This window comes from Bacillus nitroreducens, assembly GCF_964021195.1.
This window is the reverse complement of the sequence record NZ_CAXHYI020000003.1, coordinates 3767852-3783018: the sequence shown is the minus strand read 5'-3', so window position 1 is coordinate 3783018 and position 15167 is coordinate 3767852. Positions and strand designations below refer to the sequence as shown.

Genomic DNA, 15167 nt, shown 5'->3' with positions numbered 1-15167 from the left:
ATAGTATGGAATGAAGAACTTTTTAACTTTCTTACTTAGCAGAAGGTCACTTACGTTTTCAGAGTAGGAGGATCATGCACAAAATGAATCAATTCAGTTGGGTCATTCCCAAAACACTTGATTAAAATGAAGGAGGTACCTGCTATGAATCGACCGTATAGTGGTTATCAAATGAACCCATATTATCGGGCAGTTCCATATTATTATTATCCGTATTATCCAGCAATTAACTATCAACAAACATATTATATAAATTCTCCAACATCTGTTGACCAGACTAGACAAACGGCAGAATTCCAAAAAGTTTGGCAAGAAGTAAGCAAACAGCTACAACCGCAATTTGATCAATTAGCAGAGTATAATGTGAACCAGAGATTGTCGCAATATATTGCGATGCAACTTGTTATGTTTACAATTATGACGCAGCATCAGTTTTCTGGTTCTTTAGAACAGAAAGTAAATCAAACTTTTCGAGTTTTTCGTAATCAAGCCAATTGGTTCTTTGCTATCCTATCTCCTTACCGCATCCCAGAACGTGTGCTGGAAAGAGTATTGAAAGACATTATTCGATTAACCTATGAAAATATCGGTTATTCGCCTGAAAAGGATTGGAGTGAGTGGGAAGACCTAGGAGGATATTTAACAGCTGGTCCTTCAGCTACTGTTCTTGGAAGAAATCAACTAGACGTTTATGTACGGGGGAGAAATCGGGTACTTTATCATCGAATATGGAATGGTTCAAGTTGGACAGATTGGGAGAATCTTGGCGGCACCCTTACATCCTCTCCAGCTGCTGTGTCATGGGGACCTAATCGGGTGGATGTTTTTGGACGAGGAGAAAATAACCAATTGATTCATAAATATTGGAACGGAACGGACTGGAGTGAGTGGGAGGATTTAGGTGGTGTGTTGACCTCTTCACCTGCTGTCGCTTCATGGGCGGAAAATCGACTTGATGTGTTTGCAAGAGGTATGGACCGTCATCTTTACCATAAATATTGGAACGGTTCAAATTGGAGTGATTGGGAAGACCTAGGTGGTGTGTTGACCTCTGCACCTGGTGCAGTTTCATGGGGACCAAACCGGATTGATGTCTTCGCAAGAGGAGAAAATCGTGCGCTTTATCATAAATATTGGAATGGCTCAAATTGGAGCGATTGGGAGGACCTAGGCGGGCAGTTAACTTCAAGTCCAGCTGCTTCATCGAGGCAACCTAATAATCTTGATGTATTTGTTAAAGGAAAAGACGACCACTTGTATTATAAGAATTGGAATGGAAGTCGTTGGAATGATTGGGAAAATCTAGGTGGAACACTAACTTCTGAACCCTCCTCAGCCTCTTGGGGACGTAATCGCATCGATGTCTTTGCGAGAGGTGAAGACCACCAATTAATCCATAAATGGAAAGCCTGATGGACGCGAAAGGAGAGCATTTATGCCTAGATATGTATGGGGAGTCAATTCAGCAGTAGCAGCAAACGAGGAATTATATACATGTGTGAAAAGTAAATTTGGAAATCCAAAATTCTGGGGGAGATATGTAAGTGAAGTCCCGAATGTATCAGTGGGACTAACAAGGAAAGAAATATCTTTTTTGCATAATCGTGGCATTAAGGTATTACCAATCTATCAGATTTTCTCTGATGCCACTGGATATGAAAAAGGCCAACTTGCTGCAAGAAATGCCGTTTTTAATGCAAAACGTTTAGGATTCCCCAATCAAATCGCGTTGTTTGCAAGTGTCGAGCGAGTAGTTGATGAAGCTTGGATTCGAGGATGGGTAGAATCGATCTATCCAAGTGGCTATCGACCTGGAATCTATCATAATCCAGTTGAAGGAAATTTTGCAGGAGCCTATTGTGAAGCAGTTCGAAATAATAGAGAAGTAGCGGTTCAAACGTTATTGTGGAGTACGGACCCTTCACCAGGAGTAACAAAAGAACGGAAAGCCCCTGTTTATAAACCGTCTTCTCCAAAATGTAAGGCAAATGTATGGGTATGGCAGTACGGAAAAGATGCGGAAGTCTGTTCAATCGATACAAATCTTGCAGACCAACGTGTTTTACATTATTTATTTTAAAAAACCAGGCGGATAAATCACCTGGTTTTTTTGTGTTTCGATAAAGAGCGTAGGGTCTTACCACATAAGCAAAGCTTTCGGAAGGTAGGCTTGTCAGGTGTTTGTCATCTAAATTGTGACTCTATGATTTATCTAATTATCGATAACTTTCTCCTAGCTTTTTAAATACAGGCTTTTGATACGTTCGTTTTTTGTGAGGTGTAACATTTTCATTTTTCTCTTCTAAACCTACATACTGTTGTAACAAATTTTTAGCTAGAGAGAGGGATAGATGGGTTTTTGGATTTCGATATGTCTGATTCAACTTGCCAAGGTGTGGTAGGTGTGTGAAGTCTTCTTTAGTGGGAGGCATATGAAAATAATAGTCTCCTGCCGAAATTAAGACATCGGATTGTTGCTGACTATTTTTTGGATTTCTAGAAAAATGAAGTCCTTCTTTTTTGGCTTTTCCTTCTGAGATAAGCTTTTCTAATGCTTTTCGCTTCAGTAAGTATAAAAATTTTGGATTTGTAGCAGTTTTGGCGTGTCGGTTTACGACAAAAATGGCACGAGCGAGGTTGTCCACAGTTTGTTCAAGTGGGACTTGATTTACCTTTTTTTTCATACTTTCTCTCCTTTCTATTCTTTATTATACTGGTAGTAGTCTATTTTGACAAATACTCTATATTTCTGGTCATTTTATACTTGAAAAATATAGGTTCTTTTCTAATAGAATGTTGCTATTGGATAAAACTAACCTTTTGATTTCAGCGGAAGGTGGCGACTCCCGCTCAAAAGCGTCCACCTGCAGCCAGCCGAAATCAATTGTGTCAAAAACAACAAAGTTTGCGAAAATAGCCAAAATATAAAACGCGTAAAAACATAGATTTTTTAAAGGATGGTTGTTTTGAACGATCATGTAAACCAATTGAACGAAACGAAAAAAGCATCCACCTAGAGTGTTTATCAATAGTACCAATTTTACAAAAACACCCTAGGGACAATGAAGGATTTTGCCGATAAATGTAGAAGAAGTATGTATATTAGATATGTAGTGAGGAATGGTCTCATAATGAACAGGATGAACAATGTAATTTTAACGGATGAACAATACAGCCGTTTTGATAAGAGAATCGAATCGATGATATTTGAAATTATTCTTAAGCATATTAAGGATTTAATTTATGTCATGAAAGTTGAAGCGAATGGCGACTTCTCCTATGTTTTTTTGAATGAAGAAGCAAAAGGGCATGCCAAATTGACGAACGATAGTATTGGAAGAACACTTCAAGAGGTACTACCCATTAAAACGGCAAATCGTTTACATAAACAATATAAGGCTGTTTTAGAAAAGAAAAAACCTATATCATACCAGGATGTTGTCATTCTAGCAGATAAAAAAGTTGTTCACGGTGAGTCCATTTTAACACCAATTTTTGATGAAAATGGGAACATCCCGTTTATCGTAAGTGTAACACGAGATATCACTAAAAGAGTGGCCGATAAAGAAATGATTACACACATGGCTTATCATGACCCACTTACTGGACTCCCAAATCGTAGTTCTTTGAGTAAAGATCTAGATCAAGCAATCGAAAAATCAAAAAGTGGTTATCAGAAGCTAGCACTAATGTTTATCGATCTTGACCGTTTTAAATATTTTAATGATACCATGGGACATCTTGCCGGTGATCATCTATTACAAGAAGTTGGGAAACGACTCACATCGATTGGTCAAGAAAACTATAAAGTGTTTCGCCAAGGCGGGGATGAATTCATTGTGATCCTCCCAAACACATCAAGAGAAGACGCTGAAGAATTTGCACAGAACGTGATTCAAGTTCTTAAAAAGCCTTTCGTACTGGAGAATAAGGAGTTTGTCATTTCGGCCAGCATTGGAATTAGTCTATTTCCTTATGATGGAAGAGAGGGTGGCACGTTGCTAAATAATGCCGACACCGCCCTATACCGTGCGAAGAAACTAGGTAGGTCGCTTTATCAATTTTATAATAGTGACATGCAAAAGCAAAATTCAAATGTCATGCAGCTAGAAATAGACCTACGAAAAGCAATTGAAAATCAGGAACTCGAAATCTATTTTCAACCTCAGCTAGACTTAGCTACAAACATGGTTTCTAGTTTTGAAGCATTAGTGAGGTGGAACCATCCAACTCTTGGGCTAGTTTCGCCTGCTAGTTTTATACCGATTGCTGAGGATACGGGACTTATATTACCAATTGGGGAATGGCTTATCAAAACGATTTGTCAGAAGCTAAAAGCTTGGAAAGAAAGTGGCTATAGTCCTGTTTCAATAGGCATTAATCTATCACCCGTGCAATTCCAGCAACATAATTTAGTGAAGATCATTCAGGATAATATTGAGGAGAACCAACTATATCCAGGTAGTCTTGAGTTTGAACTTACTGAAGGTGCCATGCAAAACCCAAATCAAGCGATGGAAACACTTATGAAATTAAAGGAAATTGGTGTCCGTATAGCTGTGGATGATTTTGGGACAGGCTATTCCTCTTTAAGCTATATTAAAAAACTTCCAATTGATACATTAAAAATTGATAAGTCATTTGTTAAAGATGTACTACGAGATGAAAAAGACGCAGCTATAACAACTACAATCATTCATCTAGCACAAAGCTTGGGACTTTCTGTGATCGCAGAGGGTGTTGAGGAAGCACAGCAAGTTGAATTTTTTAAGATAATGGGTTGTCATAAAGTACAAGGATATTTCTTCAGTAAACCATTACCTGAAGAAGAAGTGATTGAACATTATTTTAAAAACAAGTAAGAGGATGCCGTTTGGACATCCTCTTTTTGTTATGGAGAGCGAAGTGTAAAAACAGAGATTTCAGGTTTTGAGAGAAACCTAACTGGAAGCCTCGTTGTTCCGAGTCCACGATTTACATAAAGGGCCATTTGATTTGGCTCAATGATGTAATCACCCTCATAGTAGATACTACCAAGTGGGGGAGTAATAAGAGGTCCTATAAATGGAAGTTGTATCTGTCCACCATGACTATGACCTGACAATTGCAAATGCGCTCCATTTTCAGCTGCACGTTCGGCAATATCGGGCTCATGTGCTAGTAGAATCGTATAACTAGAAGGATCCACATGTTGGAAGGCTTGTTCAAAACTAGGGCGCCCAAGCATGACATCATCTAATCCGACAACTGTTATTTTTGAATTCTTCAAGAATACTTCCTTCGAGCTATTCATTAAGAGAGTGAAGTCCGTTTGTTCCATCAGATTTTTATAAATGTCTGATCCATATCCTCCATGGTCGTGGTTTCCGTAAATAGCAAATTTTCCAAGGGGAGCTTCCAATCGACTTAAAATCGGAATGAGGTAATTGACAGCACCATATTTATTAGGCTCATCCATTAAATCCCCAGTAAAAAATATGAGATCGGGTTTGAGGTCATTTATTTGCTCCACGATTTTATTTAGTTGTTCCAATGTAAAGTGATGCCCGACATGTGTATCGCTAAATTGGACAATTTTAATGTTGTGAAATTCATTTGGTATATTCGGGTGTTTAATTGTATGATTTGAAATTTCAAGTTGTTTTGGTTCAACATACCGAGCATACCAATATCCTAGAACAGAGGCAAAAACAGCTGTAGATGTGGCAGTTAATGCCCGTTTCATAAATTTTCGTCTTGTGAGATTTTTTGACATTCTAACCGCCAACCTATCATCAATAATCATTTGAAACTCTTAAACTAGTGTAGCATATTCATATTCAATTGAGTTTTAAATATGTATTACAGTTATCTGCAAATTTTTTCACATGACTCACGCCAAATTTCTCTCCTTTTTTCAAAATTAGGTTAAATTTATTGTTAGTATGGATATAAATGTGTCAAAATGTGCCATTATTTAACGAACGATTCATATCCACCGAACCTTCAGAAATTGTTAAAATGATGGTACTTGTACAAGGTTAGTTACATCACATCGAGCATAGGCGCATACCTTATGTACAAAATAATAACGGCAGCTTTCAGTAGGTGTATTTACCACAAGAAGCGATTGACTTAGACTGCACGTGCCGATGGCGCCTGAAGAAGACTAAAATGGAAGGATGATATTTTGAGCAAGCGAATTACACTACTATTCATTGTCATTTTTTTAATCGGACTTGTAACTGTACCTACGGCTAAAGCATCATCTGGACTACCACTTTCACAAGAGCAAGTGTTTTCCCTTCTACAGGAAGCTTTTACGGCGCAAACCTCATTAACTAATGAGTTTCGTTCCTATGATGAAGTTCAGCAGATCTTATCACCATATTTTAACGAGGAATATATGAATAAATTTCTCGAGGAGAATGTAATTAAAGAAGAACAAGGTTATATTGTATACGGCTCTGATTTTGCGTTTTATTTCATTCCATTTTACTCCTATTCAGAGCAAACGAAGATTTTGTTTGATAAAGAGGAACATAAAATTTTCGTCTATGAGTTCTTTGAATCCCCAGAGTCAGGACCTGTTGCATATGATGACCATTTTGAAGTAATCACGTTAGAAAAAATAAATTCAAATTGGCTGATTACTGAATTATCAATTGAGGATGAAGCCCCTTCAGTCAAACAGAATTCAATTCAGGAAGAAACCGAAAATGCAGAGACGACATTTTTGACATGGAATCCATTCCATGCATTCTTACTTGAAATGGATAATCGAACACCGTATTTTTATCAAATCTATAAAAGTATTTTCTAACCTAAAATAGAAATCCCAAATGGGATTTCTATTTTTTTACTGTTTAGGAAATAAACAGTATCACCTAATGGATAATCTACACCAGGTTGTCCACCTCAAGCGTAAGCAACCAGCCTCTCTTAACGTCTAGCCTATCCGCCTTGAAGTCAAAAAACACGTCTTTAGCCCTTATTGTCTTATACTGTTAGACATACTAAGGACAAGGAGGGTTCGAGAGCATTAGCATCAGACGAAAGGATGTTTGACATCGACGTTTGCACAGAACGTGGCAGTTAGTTAGTCGATGTTTCACTTTCAAGGCGTTTACGTTTTTGTTCTTTAAGAATGGAATCGACTATTCCCATCGCACATATATCAAGGTCAATTTCAATAATTTCATACACATCGTGATTCCGGGGAACTTTTCGTTTATCGAGGTAGGCATGGACCTCTTTTAAGATGATATCCTTTATGAAATCCTTGTGCTCGGTAGGACTTGCCGTAGGATTTATTTTAAAAGACTGATTTCCTGCATTCACAAATATAGGCAACCAACGTTTTAGTTGGGTATATACTTCATTTACATTTGTAGACATGCCGTAATGGCCAAAATAAATAGCTGAAACTCCAAGTGCTTGTACTTTTTCCGCAAATTCAATCATCTTGTCAGGACGAAATTGATTTGGAGATGTAGAAGGTAGATAAAGTTCAATTTGATCTTTCACAAGCTCATGATAATATATGCCAATAGTGTCTCCAGTAAAAATGCCGTTACTTATCGGATCATAAATACTAAAATGATGGTTGGCATGACCAGGCGAATCATAGAAAACAAGTGAACAATTTGGCCCAATTGTCAGCTCTTCTTGGTCTTCTTTTACAATTAGTTTCTCATCTGGGATAGGTAAAATTGGGTCAAATAAGGAATCAAAGGTTTCTCCATAAACGGCTCTCGCACCCTGAATTAAACGAGTGGGGTCTGCCAAATGTCTTGCCCCTTTAGGATGTACGACGACCTTAGCATTTGGACAATGCTGTAACAAGAGTCCAGCTCCTCCTGCATGGTCTAAATGGATATGAGTGACAATGATATACTCCACATCGCTTGGTTGAATTTTCAGTTCTTTTAACCCATCTAAAATATAAGGAACTGATGGACTTGCACTTGTTTCAACAATCGTAATTTTTTCTTCTTTAATTATGTAAGAACCTGTTCGTGCTTTTCTTCCCAAATCATGTGCATCAATTAAAAAGATTCGTTCATTAAGTTGTGTAAGATTTGCCATGTTCTCCTCCAATTTTTTATTGTGCCGTAGCTAATTTTATTGTATTGTTACATAGTAGTTATTGTAAAGGTACTTGCGTGTAATATTCTGAAAATATTAGTCGGGTTGAAAAATGATCAATTTCGTGGATAGAAGCACGATTATTGCTTAATCCTAACAATAGAAACAGGCTTCACGCATATGAAAGGAGAGGCTACTATGTCGCAGTTACAAGGAATCATTACTCGCCTAATAAGCCTTCAAGAAAATGCAAATGGTGGAGAGACACCACAACGTTTCTTTGAAGTGAATGGTGAAAGAAAGTGCAGTGTAAAATATTTTAACAAGACAAGTACATTTGAACTTGAAGTATACCAACAAGGGGAAAAACCCAAAACATATCAATTCGATAATATTGACATGATTGCAATTGAAATTTTTGATTTGATTAATTAATTACTTGATTAGGTTCGGCTTTCTGCCGAGCCTTTTTTCGTTCTAAAGGACGATTTTATCATCTCACTCAAATATTACGAGTTATCCACACAAAATTATGGTAAAATAAAAGTGGTGCATAAAAATAGTAAACAGTTAAAATATGAAAATTAATACGATGTGAGGTTGTGAGGCTTACATGTTTGGTCTTCAAAGTGAAAATGTATTTGAAACATCTATTAAGGACTTACTTATTCCTGCGGATAAAGTAGCCCATGTCCAAATAGGGAATAGCTTAGAACACGCACTTCTGGTTCTTACGAAAACAGGTTATACCGCGGTACCTGTATTAGACCCAACGTATAAACTGCACGGATTAATTAGCTCCACACATATTCTCGACTCTATTCTTGGCTTAGAACGAATTGAATTTGAACGCTTAGAGAAAATGAAGGTTGAAGAAGTCATGAATAGTGAAATCCCTCGATTAAATCTGAATGACAATGTGCTAAAAGGACTTGATCTAGTCATCAATCATCCATTTGTATGTGTTGAAAATGATGACTTACTTTTTGAAGGAATTTTTACACGTCGGGCAATTTTAAAACAATTAAATAAACAGCAAAAGTTAAATAAGTAAACAAAATCCTCCGCTTTAATTAGGAGGGTTTTTTTGTTTGTAATAAAATGATCGAATACATACGAGTAGTAGCTTTCACACTCCGAAATGTTAACCAACAATGGTAAAGAAGTGTGAGTTTCACGTACGTGTCAGGATTCACCAATGTAAAAATATCACATCTTGATAGAAGTTTCTCTTTATATCCATTACACTATACTATAAGTAAAACTTATGGCTGTTTTCAGGAGGTACGAATGTGCAACTTTCAGAATTTCAATTATTAGTGGTCCTTTCGACTGAGTTAAATATGAGAAAAGCATCCGAAAGATTATTTGTTACACAACCAGCATTGTCCCAGAGGTTGCAATCTATTGAAAAATCTTGGAACACGAAAATTTTTATCCGATCTCAAAAAGGTCTCACTCCTACACCTGCTGGTGAAAAAATTATTGAATTTGCAAAAGAGGTTGTTGAAAAGGAAGAAAAAATTAGAGAACAACTACAAGGACTGGATCAAGAAGTTCACGGTACACTAAAAATTGCTTGTGCATCCATTATTGGTCAAAATTGGCTTCCTAAGGTTTTAAAGAGATATGTGAACAAATATCCACAAGCAAAAATTTCATTAATTACGGGATGGAGTAGTGAAATTTTAAAAAATTTGTATGATGATACCGTCCATATTGGAATTATTCGCGGTAAGCCTGACTGGAAGGGTGCAAAACACCATCTCTTAACGGATACAATGTACTTAGTTGATAAAGAAATCCAAAAAATCGATCAAGTGTGGGAAACAGATCGTCCATTTATTCAATTTAAGAGTGATTCTACTTATTATCAAGAAATCCAAGAGTGGTGGCATCGCACATTTCAATCAACACCTCGTAGAACGATTGTTGTAGATCAAATTGAAACATGTAAACAGATGACATTGAATGGAATTGGGTATGCAATACTACCATCTGTGACATTAAATAATGACGAAACGAAAAATATTTATAAGATTCCATTGTTGAATGAAAACAATCAACCGATGAAACGTGATACATGGTTAGTAGGGTATGATTATGCTTTCGAATTGAAGCAAGTACAGGCATTTCTTGAATTGATCAAGGAGAATGCTGATACTTTTTAGTCGACTTAGAGTATTTTCATCCACTTTACTTGACGATGTAAGTCAATCCATCCATATCGAATGTTGCAAGGAGCGCTTTTCTTACTATGTGTGGAATAATCAAAGTCTGAATGTGACAAATTACATATATGAGGAGGTGGATGATTAATGGCGAAAATTGGAGTAGAAGGTTCTTTAACAAATGTTCAGCAGGCTCTACAAGAAAAAGGCTATGAAGTTGTTCAACTACAACAAGAAACTGACGCACAAAACTGTGACGCTTGTGTTGTAACAGGATTAGATTCGAACGTAATGGGTATGGCTGATACCGTCATGAAGGGACCTGTTATAGAGGCGAACGGACTTACTGCTGATCAGGTTTGTCAAGAATTAGAGAATCGTTTAGGGCAAGCTTAATATGTGATAAAACAATACTTACTAGGCCAAGTCAAAGATGACTTGGTATTTTTTTTGTTGACTATAAAAAATATTTAACATTTTCAGATAATACACTAGATATTTATTTCGAAAACCGATATATTATATGTTACGTAGTTTTTTACGTTTTATGGAAACACCAAGGAGGAATTTTATGGAGACATTTAAGAAGTTGAAAGGGTTTTATTGGCCGTATCGTAAATATTTTTTCTGGTCTTTATTTGCGCTTGTTTTTGTGACAGGAATTACAGTCGTATACCCAATCGTACTTCAAATTACCATTGATGAAGTCATACGAGCAGAGAAGTATCAGCTTGTACCATATCTTGCATTCGGTTTTATTGGCATTATGTTGTTAAAGGGGATAGCTACATATTTTAACCAATATCTTGGAGACTTATTTGGGATTACAGCAGTTTATAAAGTAAGGAATGCCTTATATGAAAAGCTTCAACGTTTGTCCTTCAGTTATTATGACAATGCGAAGACAGGGGATCTTATGTCACGTTTAACCGCAGATGTTGAGGGGATACGTTTCTTCCTTTCCTTTGGTTTTGCTGAATTACTTCGCTTTACACTTTTAATTGTCTTTAGTTTAATCGTAATGTTTTCTTATTCGGTTCCTCTTACATTCGTTACAATTATGGCACTACCGTTCTTAGCCATAGTTGTTTATCGGTTCGATAAACGTGTTCATCCAGCATTTCGTAAGGTACGAAAAACATTTGGTCGTTTAAATACCAATGTTCAAGAAAACATAAGTGGAATTAATACAGTCAAGTCCTTATCACGTGAGGAATATCAAATTTCTAAATTCAATCGTTCCAATGAAGGTTACCGTGAAGTTTCACTTGCGACATCAAATGTGTGGGCAAAGTTTTTTCCGTTGATGGAATTTATCGGCAATGTTTGTGTCGTAGCCCTTTTATCTTATGGAGGGTATTTAGTCATTGAAGGATCCGTTTCGTATGGGGAACTCGTGGCATTTTTTAGTTTAGTTTGGTATTTGTTAAATCCCATTATGAACCTTGGCTTTATCATTAATATGTTCTCACAAGCGAAAGCATCAGGTGAGCGCCTCCTTGAGATTCTTGAGGCTGATGAAAAAATTATTGATCGAAAAGATGTCATAAACAAAACGAGACTACAGGGGCATGTTGAATTTAAAAATGTCAGTCTTCAATATACAAAAGATGATGAAAAAGCATTAGAATCTATCTCGTTCACGGCTGAACCAGGAAAAATCATTGGTTTAATCGGTCCAACAGGTTCAGGTAAAACAAGTATTACTCAACTGATGACGAGGTTTTATGAACCTGTAAAGGGTCAAGTTTTTATTGATGGTCGAGATGTTTCAGATTATTCTATTCAGACCTTAAGAAGTAATATTGGATTCGTCATGCAAGAGTCGTTCTTATTTTCGTCCACGATCCGCGCAAATATTGCCTATGGTCGACCTCATGCCACTATGGATGAAATTATCGATGCAGCAAAACGGGCACAAGCACATGATTTTATTATGGAACTCCCAAATGGTTATGAAACAATGCTCGGTGAACGTGGTATGGGGCTATCTGGTGGGCAAAAGCAACGAATTGCAATTGCAAGAGCGATTTGTATCGACCCAAGTATATTAATCCTCGATGATGCGACAAGTGCCGTTGATATGGAAACCGAATTCAAAATCGGGCAAGCATTGAAAGAAGTCATGAAGGGACGTACTACTTTCATTATTGCACATCGTATATCTTCTCTAAAACATGCGGATGAAATCCTTGTTCTTGAAGACGGTGCAATTGTTGAACGAGGTACTCATGAAGAATTGCTGAAGCAGGAAGGTCCGTATCAACGTATCTATCAGATTCAGTATAAAGACCAAAAAGTTGTCCAAAAGGCGCAGGTAGGATAGGTGGGGGTGAGGTAAATGAATAAAGTAGAAAAACGAGATATGAAACAGCGCTTCCATTATTCAACGGATCAAGCGATTGAAAAACCGTTTAATTGGAAACAGATGCTTAGATTATTAGGGTATATGAAACCATATTCTAAGAATTTATTACCACTAGCCATATTGATGGTATTATTGACAACGGCTGTTAGGTTGATAGCTCCTATTCTTATTGGAAAATATACAATCGACCATGCAATTGCGAACAAAGATGTGAATCTATTAATTCTTTTAGTCGGAACGATTGCAGCATTATATGCAATCAATTATGTAGCCAATATATTTCGGATCAAATGGACGAATATGCTTGGGCAGAATATCATTTATGATTTGCGTAAGCATCTTTTTACACATGTCCAAGGGCTTTCCCACCGTTTCTTTGATCAGCGTTCGGCAGGTTCCATTCTCGTTCGAATCCTGAATGATGTGAATTCACTTCAGGAATTATTCACAAATGGGGTTATTAATCTATTAATGGATTTTGTCCTATTGTTTGGGGTTATCATCATTCTCTTTAGCTTAAGCCCCAAATTAACATTGGCTATTCTAATTATTCTACCGTTAATGGTCTTCATCACGACAAAACTTAGACGGAAAATTAGAAGGTCATGGCAAACCGTTCGGATTAAGCAGTCCATGTTAAACTCGCATTTAAACGAAAGTATTCAAGGAATTCGTGTCACTCAAGCATTTACTCAAGAAAAGGAAAATATAGAGTTTTTTGACGGAATAAATAATGAAAACTATGAAAGTTGGCGTGATGCTACCCAGAAGAACGCGATGTTTCGACCATTTGTTGAAATGACAAATGCAGTTGGAACGGTGATACTAATTTGGTTTGGAGCTACTCTTATCCAAGCAGATTCCTTAACCATCGGCGTTTTTGTTTCCTTTGCATTTTATTTAGGAATGTTTTGGGAGCCGATTTCACGTTTAGGTCAAGTATATAACCAACTACTAGTTGGGATGGCCTCTTCTGAACGAATTTTTGAATATATTGATGAAAAACCAATTGTTGGTGAGAAAGATCATGCCATCAACCTAACGGAAATGAAGGGGAAAGTTGAATTTGATCAAGTTGAATTTGCATATGATGAAAGTCGTAAAGCGTTAAAAGGTGTTACCTTAACAATTGAAGCGGGCCAAACGATTGCATTAGTAGGTCATACAGGATCAGGAAAAACAACGATTGCGAATCTGATTAGTCGTTTTTATGATGCAACAAGTGGGGAGATCAGAATTGATGGAATCGATATTAAAGATTTATCACTCCAAAGTGTCCGTTCGCAAATAAGTGTTGTACTCCAAGATACGTTTATTTTCTCGGGTACGATTAAAGACAATATCAGGTTTGGACGCCCGGACGCAACCGATGAAGAGGTAATGGAGGCTGCAAAAGCGGTAGGGGCTCATCCTTTTATTATGAAGCTTGTCAATGGGTATGACACAGAAGTTGAGGAGAGGGGCAATATTTTATCAGTTGGTGAAAGACAATTATTATCCTTTGCCCGCGCGCTACTGGCAGATCCGAAAATATTGATTTTAGATGAAGCAACGGCAAGTATTGATACAGAAACCGAGGTTAAAATTCAACTTGCATTAAAGCAATTACTAAAAGGACGTACAGCGATTATTATCGCTCATCGACTTTCAACGATTCGTGAAGCTGATAAAATTTTTGTACTGGATCATGGTGAAATAATTGAACAAGGAACCCATCATGAACTAATGAACGAAGAGGGAGAGTACTTTGGATTAGTAAAAGCGCAATATAAGATGCTTGAAGCAATGTAGGACTAGGATATCCTAGTCTTTTTATATTGCATAGGTAGTGCTTTAAAAATATAGAGTTAGTATGATACAATCAATGGTATCTAAAATTTGGAGGAATAGTAGTGAATAAAAAGGAATTTGCGGTAATTGGCCTTGGTCGTTTTGGAGGGAGTATCTGCCGCGCCTTGAGCGATGAAGGTATGGAAGTAATGGCGATGGACATTGATGAAGATCGAGTCAATGAATACTCTACGATTGCTTCGCATGCGGTTGTAGGCGATTCAACGGATGAATCTGTTCTAAAAAGTATTGGTATTCGAAATTTCGACCTTGTCATAGTTGCAATAGGAGACAATTTGAAAGCAAGTATATTAACGACCATCATTTTAAAAGAATTAGGCGTTAAACAAATTTGGGTGAAAGCCCAAAACGATTATCATGAGAAGATACTAAGTAAAATAGGTGCGGACCGCATCGTCCACCCAGAACGAGACATGGGAAAACGGATTGCTCATAATATTATCTCTAATAATGTACTAGACTATTTAGAACTATCAGATGAACATAGCATTATTGAAATTGTGGCTGGTAATAAAATCGATGGAAAATCCCTTATTGATTTAAATGTGCGAGCAAAATATGGAGTAACGATTGTTGCGATCAAAAGGGGAAAGAATATTATTGTGTCCCCTCAGGCAACCGAGCTTATACATAAAGGAGATATCCTGATTATGATCGGGGCCGATACTGACATCAGTCGTTTTGAAAAGAATTTAATTGAAGAAGAATAA

The 15167-nt window shown here is 37.0% G+C and carries 14 protein-coding genes; 11 read left to right on the top strand and 3 right to left on the bottom strand.

Annotated elements, in window-relative coordinates:
- Positions 1-144 precede the first annotated feature (144 nt).
- Together ACWPVE_RS22340 and ACWPVE_RS22335 are read left to right on the top strand one after the other, a co-directional pair.
- Positions 145-1413 (top strand): sialidase, encoded by a 1269-nt coding sequence (locus ACWPVE_RS22340; RefSeq protein ID WP_453997283.1) that lies wholly within the window; start codon positions 145-147, stop codon positions 1411-1413.
- Positions 1414-1435: 22 nt separating this feature from the next.
- A complete protein-coding gene (locus ACWPVE_RS22335) occupies positions 1436-2080 on the top strand; it encodes a glycoside hydrolase domain-containing protein (RefSeq protein ID WP_453997281.1) in 645 nt (214 codons plus the stop codon).
- A 136-nt stretch (positions 2081-2216) separates the two neighbouring features.
- On the opposite strand, the gene ACWPVE_RS22330 is transcribed toward ACWPVE_RS22335, so the two are convergent.
- Complete coding sequence (locus tag ACWPVE_RS22330) at positions 2217-2684, bottom strand: YkyB family protein (protein ID WP_453997279.1); 468 nt, start codon at positions 2682-2684, stop codon at positions 2217-2219.
- A gap of 447 nt (positions 2685-3131) precedes the next feature.
- Here ACWPVE_RS22330 and ACWPVE_RS22325 point away from each other — a divergent pair, with 447 nt between their 5' ends.
- The gene (locus tag ACWPVE_RS22325) at positions 3132-4862 is read left to right on the top strand and encodes a sensor domain-containing protein (protein ID WP_453997277.1); all 1731 of its coding nucleotides are present in this window, start codon (positions 3132-3134) and stop codon (positions 4860-4862) included.
- Between the two features lie 29 nt (positions 4863-4891).
- Here ACWPVE_RS22325 and ACWPVE_RS22320 read toward each other — a convergent pair whose 3' ends face one another.
- The gene (locus tag ACWPVE_RS22320) at positions 4892-5755 is read right to left on the bottom strand and encodes a metallophosphoesterase (protein WP_453997274.1); all 864 of its coding nucleotides are present in this window, start codon (positions 5753-5755) and stop codon (positions 4892-4894) included.
- Between the two features lie 414 nt (positions 5756-6169).
- Between ACWPVE_RS22320 and ACWPVE_RS22315 the strand changes: the two genes are divergently transcribed.
- Positions 6170-6802, top strand: coding sequence for a DUF3993 domain-containing protein (locus ACWPVE_RS22315; protein ID WP_453997272.1), 633 nt, complete (start codon positions 6170-6172; stop codon positions 6800-6802).
- Positions 6803-7074: 272 nt separating this feature from the next.
- On the opposite strand, the gene ACWPVE_RS22310 is transcribed toward ACWPVE_RS22315, so the two are convergent.
- The gene (locus tag ACWPVE_RS22310; protein ID WP_453997270.1) at positions 7075-8067 is read right to left on the bottom strand and encodes an MBL fold metallo-hydrolase; all 993 of its coding nucleotides are present in this window, start codon (positions 8065-8067) and stop codon (positions 7075-7077) included.
- Between the two features lie 198 nt (positions 8068-8265).
- Here ACWPVE_RS22310 and ACWPVE_RS22305 point away from each other — a divergent pair, with 198 nt between their 5' ends.
- From ACWPVE_RS22305 to ACWPVE_RS22275, 7 genes are all read left to right on the top strand, one after another.
- Positions 8266-8502: a YkuJ family protein gene (locus tag ACWPVE_RS22305; protein ID WP_453997268.1), complete on the top strand. Its 237-nt coding sequence runs from the start codon at positions 8266-8268 to the stop codon at positions 8500-8502.
- Between the two features lie 178 nt (positions 8503-8680).
- Positions 8681-9121, top strand: a complete 441-nt coding sequence (gene cbpB / locus ACWPVE_RS22300) for a cyclic-di-AMP-binding protein CbpB (protein WP_453997266.1) — start codon at positions 8681-8683, stop codon at positions 9119-9121.
- 238 nt (positions 9122-9359) lie between these two features.
- The gene (locus ACWPVE_RS22295; RefSeq protein ID WP_453997264.1) at positions 9360-10238 is read left to right on the top strand and encodes a LysR family transcriptional regulator; all 879 of its coding nucleotides are present in this window, start codon (positions 9360-9362) and stop codon (positions 10236-10238) included.
- Positions 10239-10385: 147 nt separating this feature from the next.
- Positions 10386-10634 (top strand): YkuS family protein, encoded by a 249-nt coding sequence (locus tag ACWPVE_RS22290; RefSeq protein ID WP_453997262.1) that lies wholly within the window; start codon positions 10386-10388, stop codon positions 10632-10634.
- Positions 10635-10809: 175 nt separating this feature from the next.
- Entirely contained in the window at positions 10810-12564 is a 1755-nt protein-coding gene (locus tag ACWPVE_RS22285; RefSeq protein WP_453997260.1) for an ABC transporter ATP-binding protein, read from the top strand.
- A 15-nt stretch (positions 12565-12579) separates the two neighbouring features.
- On the top strand, positions 12580-14397 hold the full coding sequence (locus ACWPVE_RS22280; RefSeq protein ID WP_453997258.1) for an ABC transporter ATP-binding protein: 1818 nt from the start codon (positions 12580-12582) through the stop codon (positions 14395-14397).
- Between the two features lie 101 nt (positions 14398-14498).
- Positions 14499-15167, top strand: a complete 669-nt coding sequence (locus tag ACWPVE_RS22275; protein ID WP_453997256.1) for a potassium channel family protein — start codon at positions 14499-14501, stop codon at positions 15165-15167.

Excerpts from the sequence above, each read along its gene's own strand:
- ACWPVE_RS22330 (WP_453997279.1), bottom strand. The coding sequence starts at position 2,684 with ATGAAAAAAAAGGTAAATCAAGTCCCACTTGAACAAACTGTGGACAAC.
- ACWPVE_RS22285 (WP_453997260.1), top strand. The coding sequence starts at position 10,810 with ATGGAGACATTTAAGAAGTTGAAAGGGTTTTATTGGCCGTATCGTAAA.
- ACWPVE_RS22280 (WP_453997258.1), top strand. The coding sequence starts at position 12,580 with ATGAATAAAGTAGAAAAACGAGATATGAAACAGCGCTTCCATTATTCA.
- ACWPVE_RS22325 (WP_453997277.1), top strand. The coding sequence starts at position 3,132 with ATGAACAGGATGAACAATGTAATTTTAACGGATGAACAATACAGCCGT.
- ACWPVE_RS22335 (WP_453997281.1), top strand. The coding sequence starts at position 1,436 with ATGCCTAGATATGTATGGGGAGTCAATTCAGCAGTAGCAGCAAACGAG.
- ACWPVE_RS22290 (WP_453997262.1), top strand. The coding sequence starts at position 10,386 with ATGGCGAAAATTGGAGTAGAAGGTTCTTTAACAAATGTTCAGCAGGCT.
- ACWPVE_RS22320 (WP_453997274.1), bottom strand. The coding sequence starts at position 5,755 with ATGTCAAAAAATCTCACAAGACGAAAATTTATGAAACGGGCATTAACT.
- ACWPVE_RS22305 (WP_453997268.1), top strand. The coding sequence starts at position 8,266 with ATGTCGCAGTTACAAGGAATCATTACTCGCCTAATAAGCCTTCAAGAA.
- cbpB (WP_453997266.1), top strand. The coding sequence starts at position 8,681 with ATGTTTGGTCTTCAAAGTGAAAATGTATTTGAAACATCTATTAAGGAC.
- ACWPVE_RS22310 (WP_453997270.1), bottom strand. The coding sequence starts at position 8,067 with ATGGCAAATCTTACACAACTTAATGAACGAATCTTTTTAATTGATGCA.
- ACWPVE_RS22340 (WP_453997283.1), top strand. The coding sequence starts at position 145 with ATGAATCGACCGTATAGTGGTTATCAAATGAACCCATATTATCGGGCA.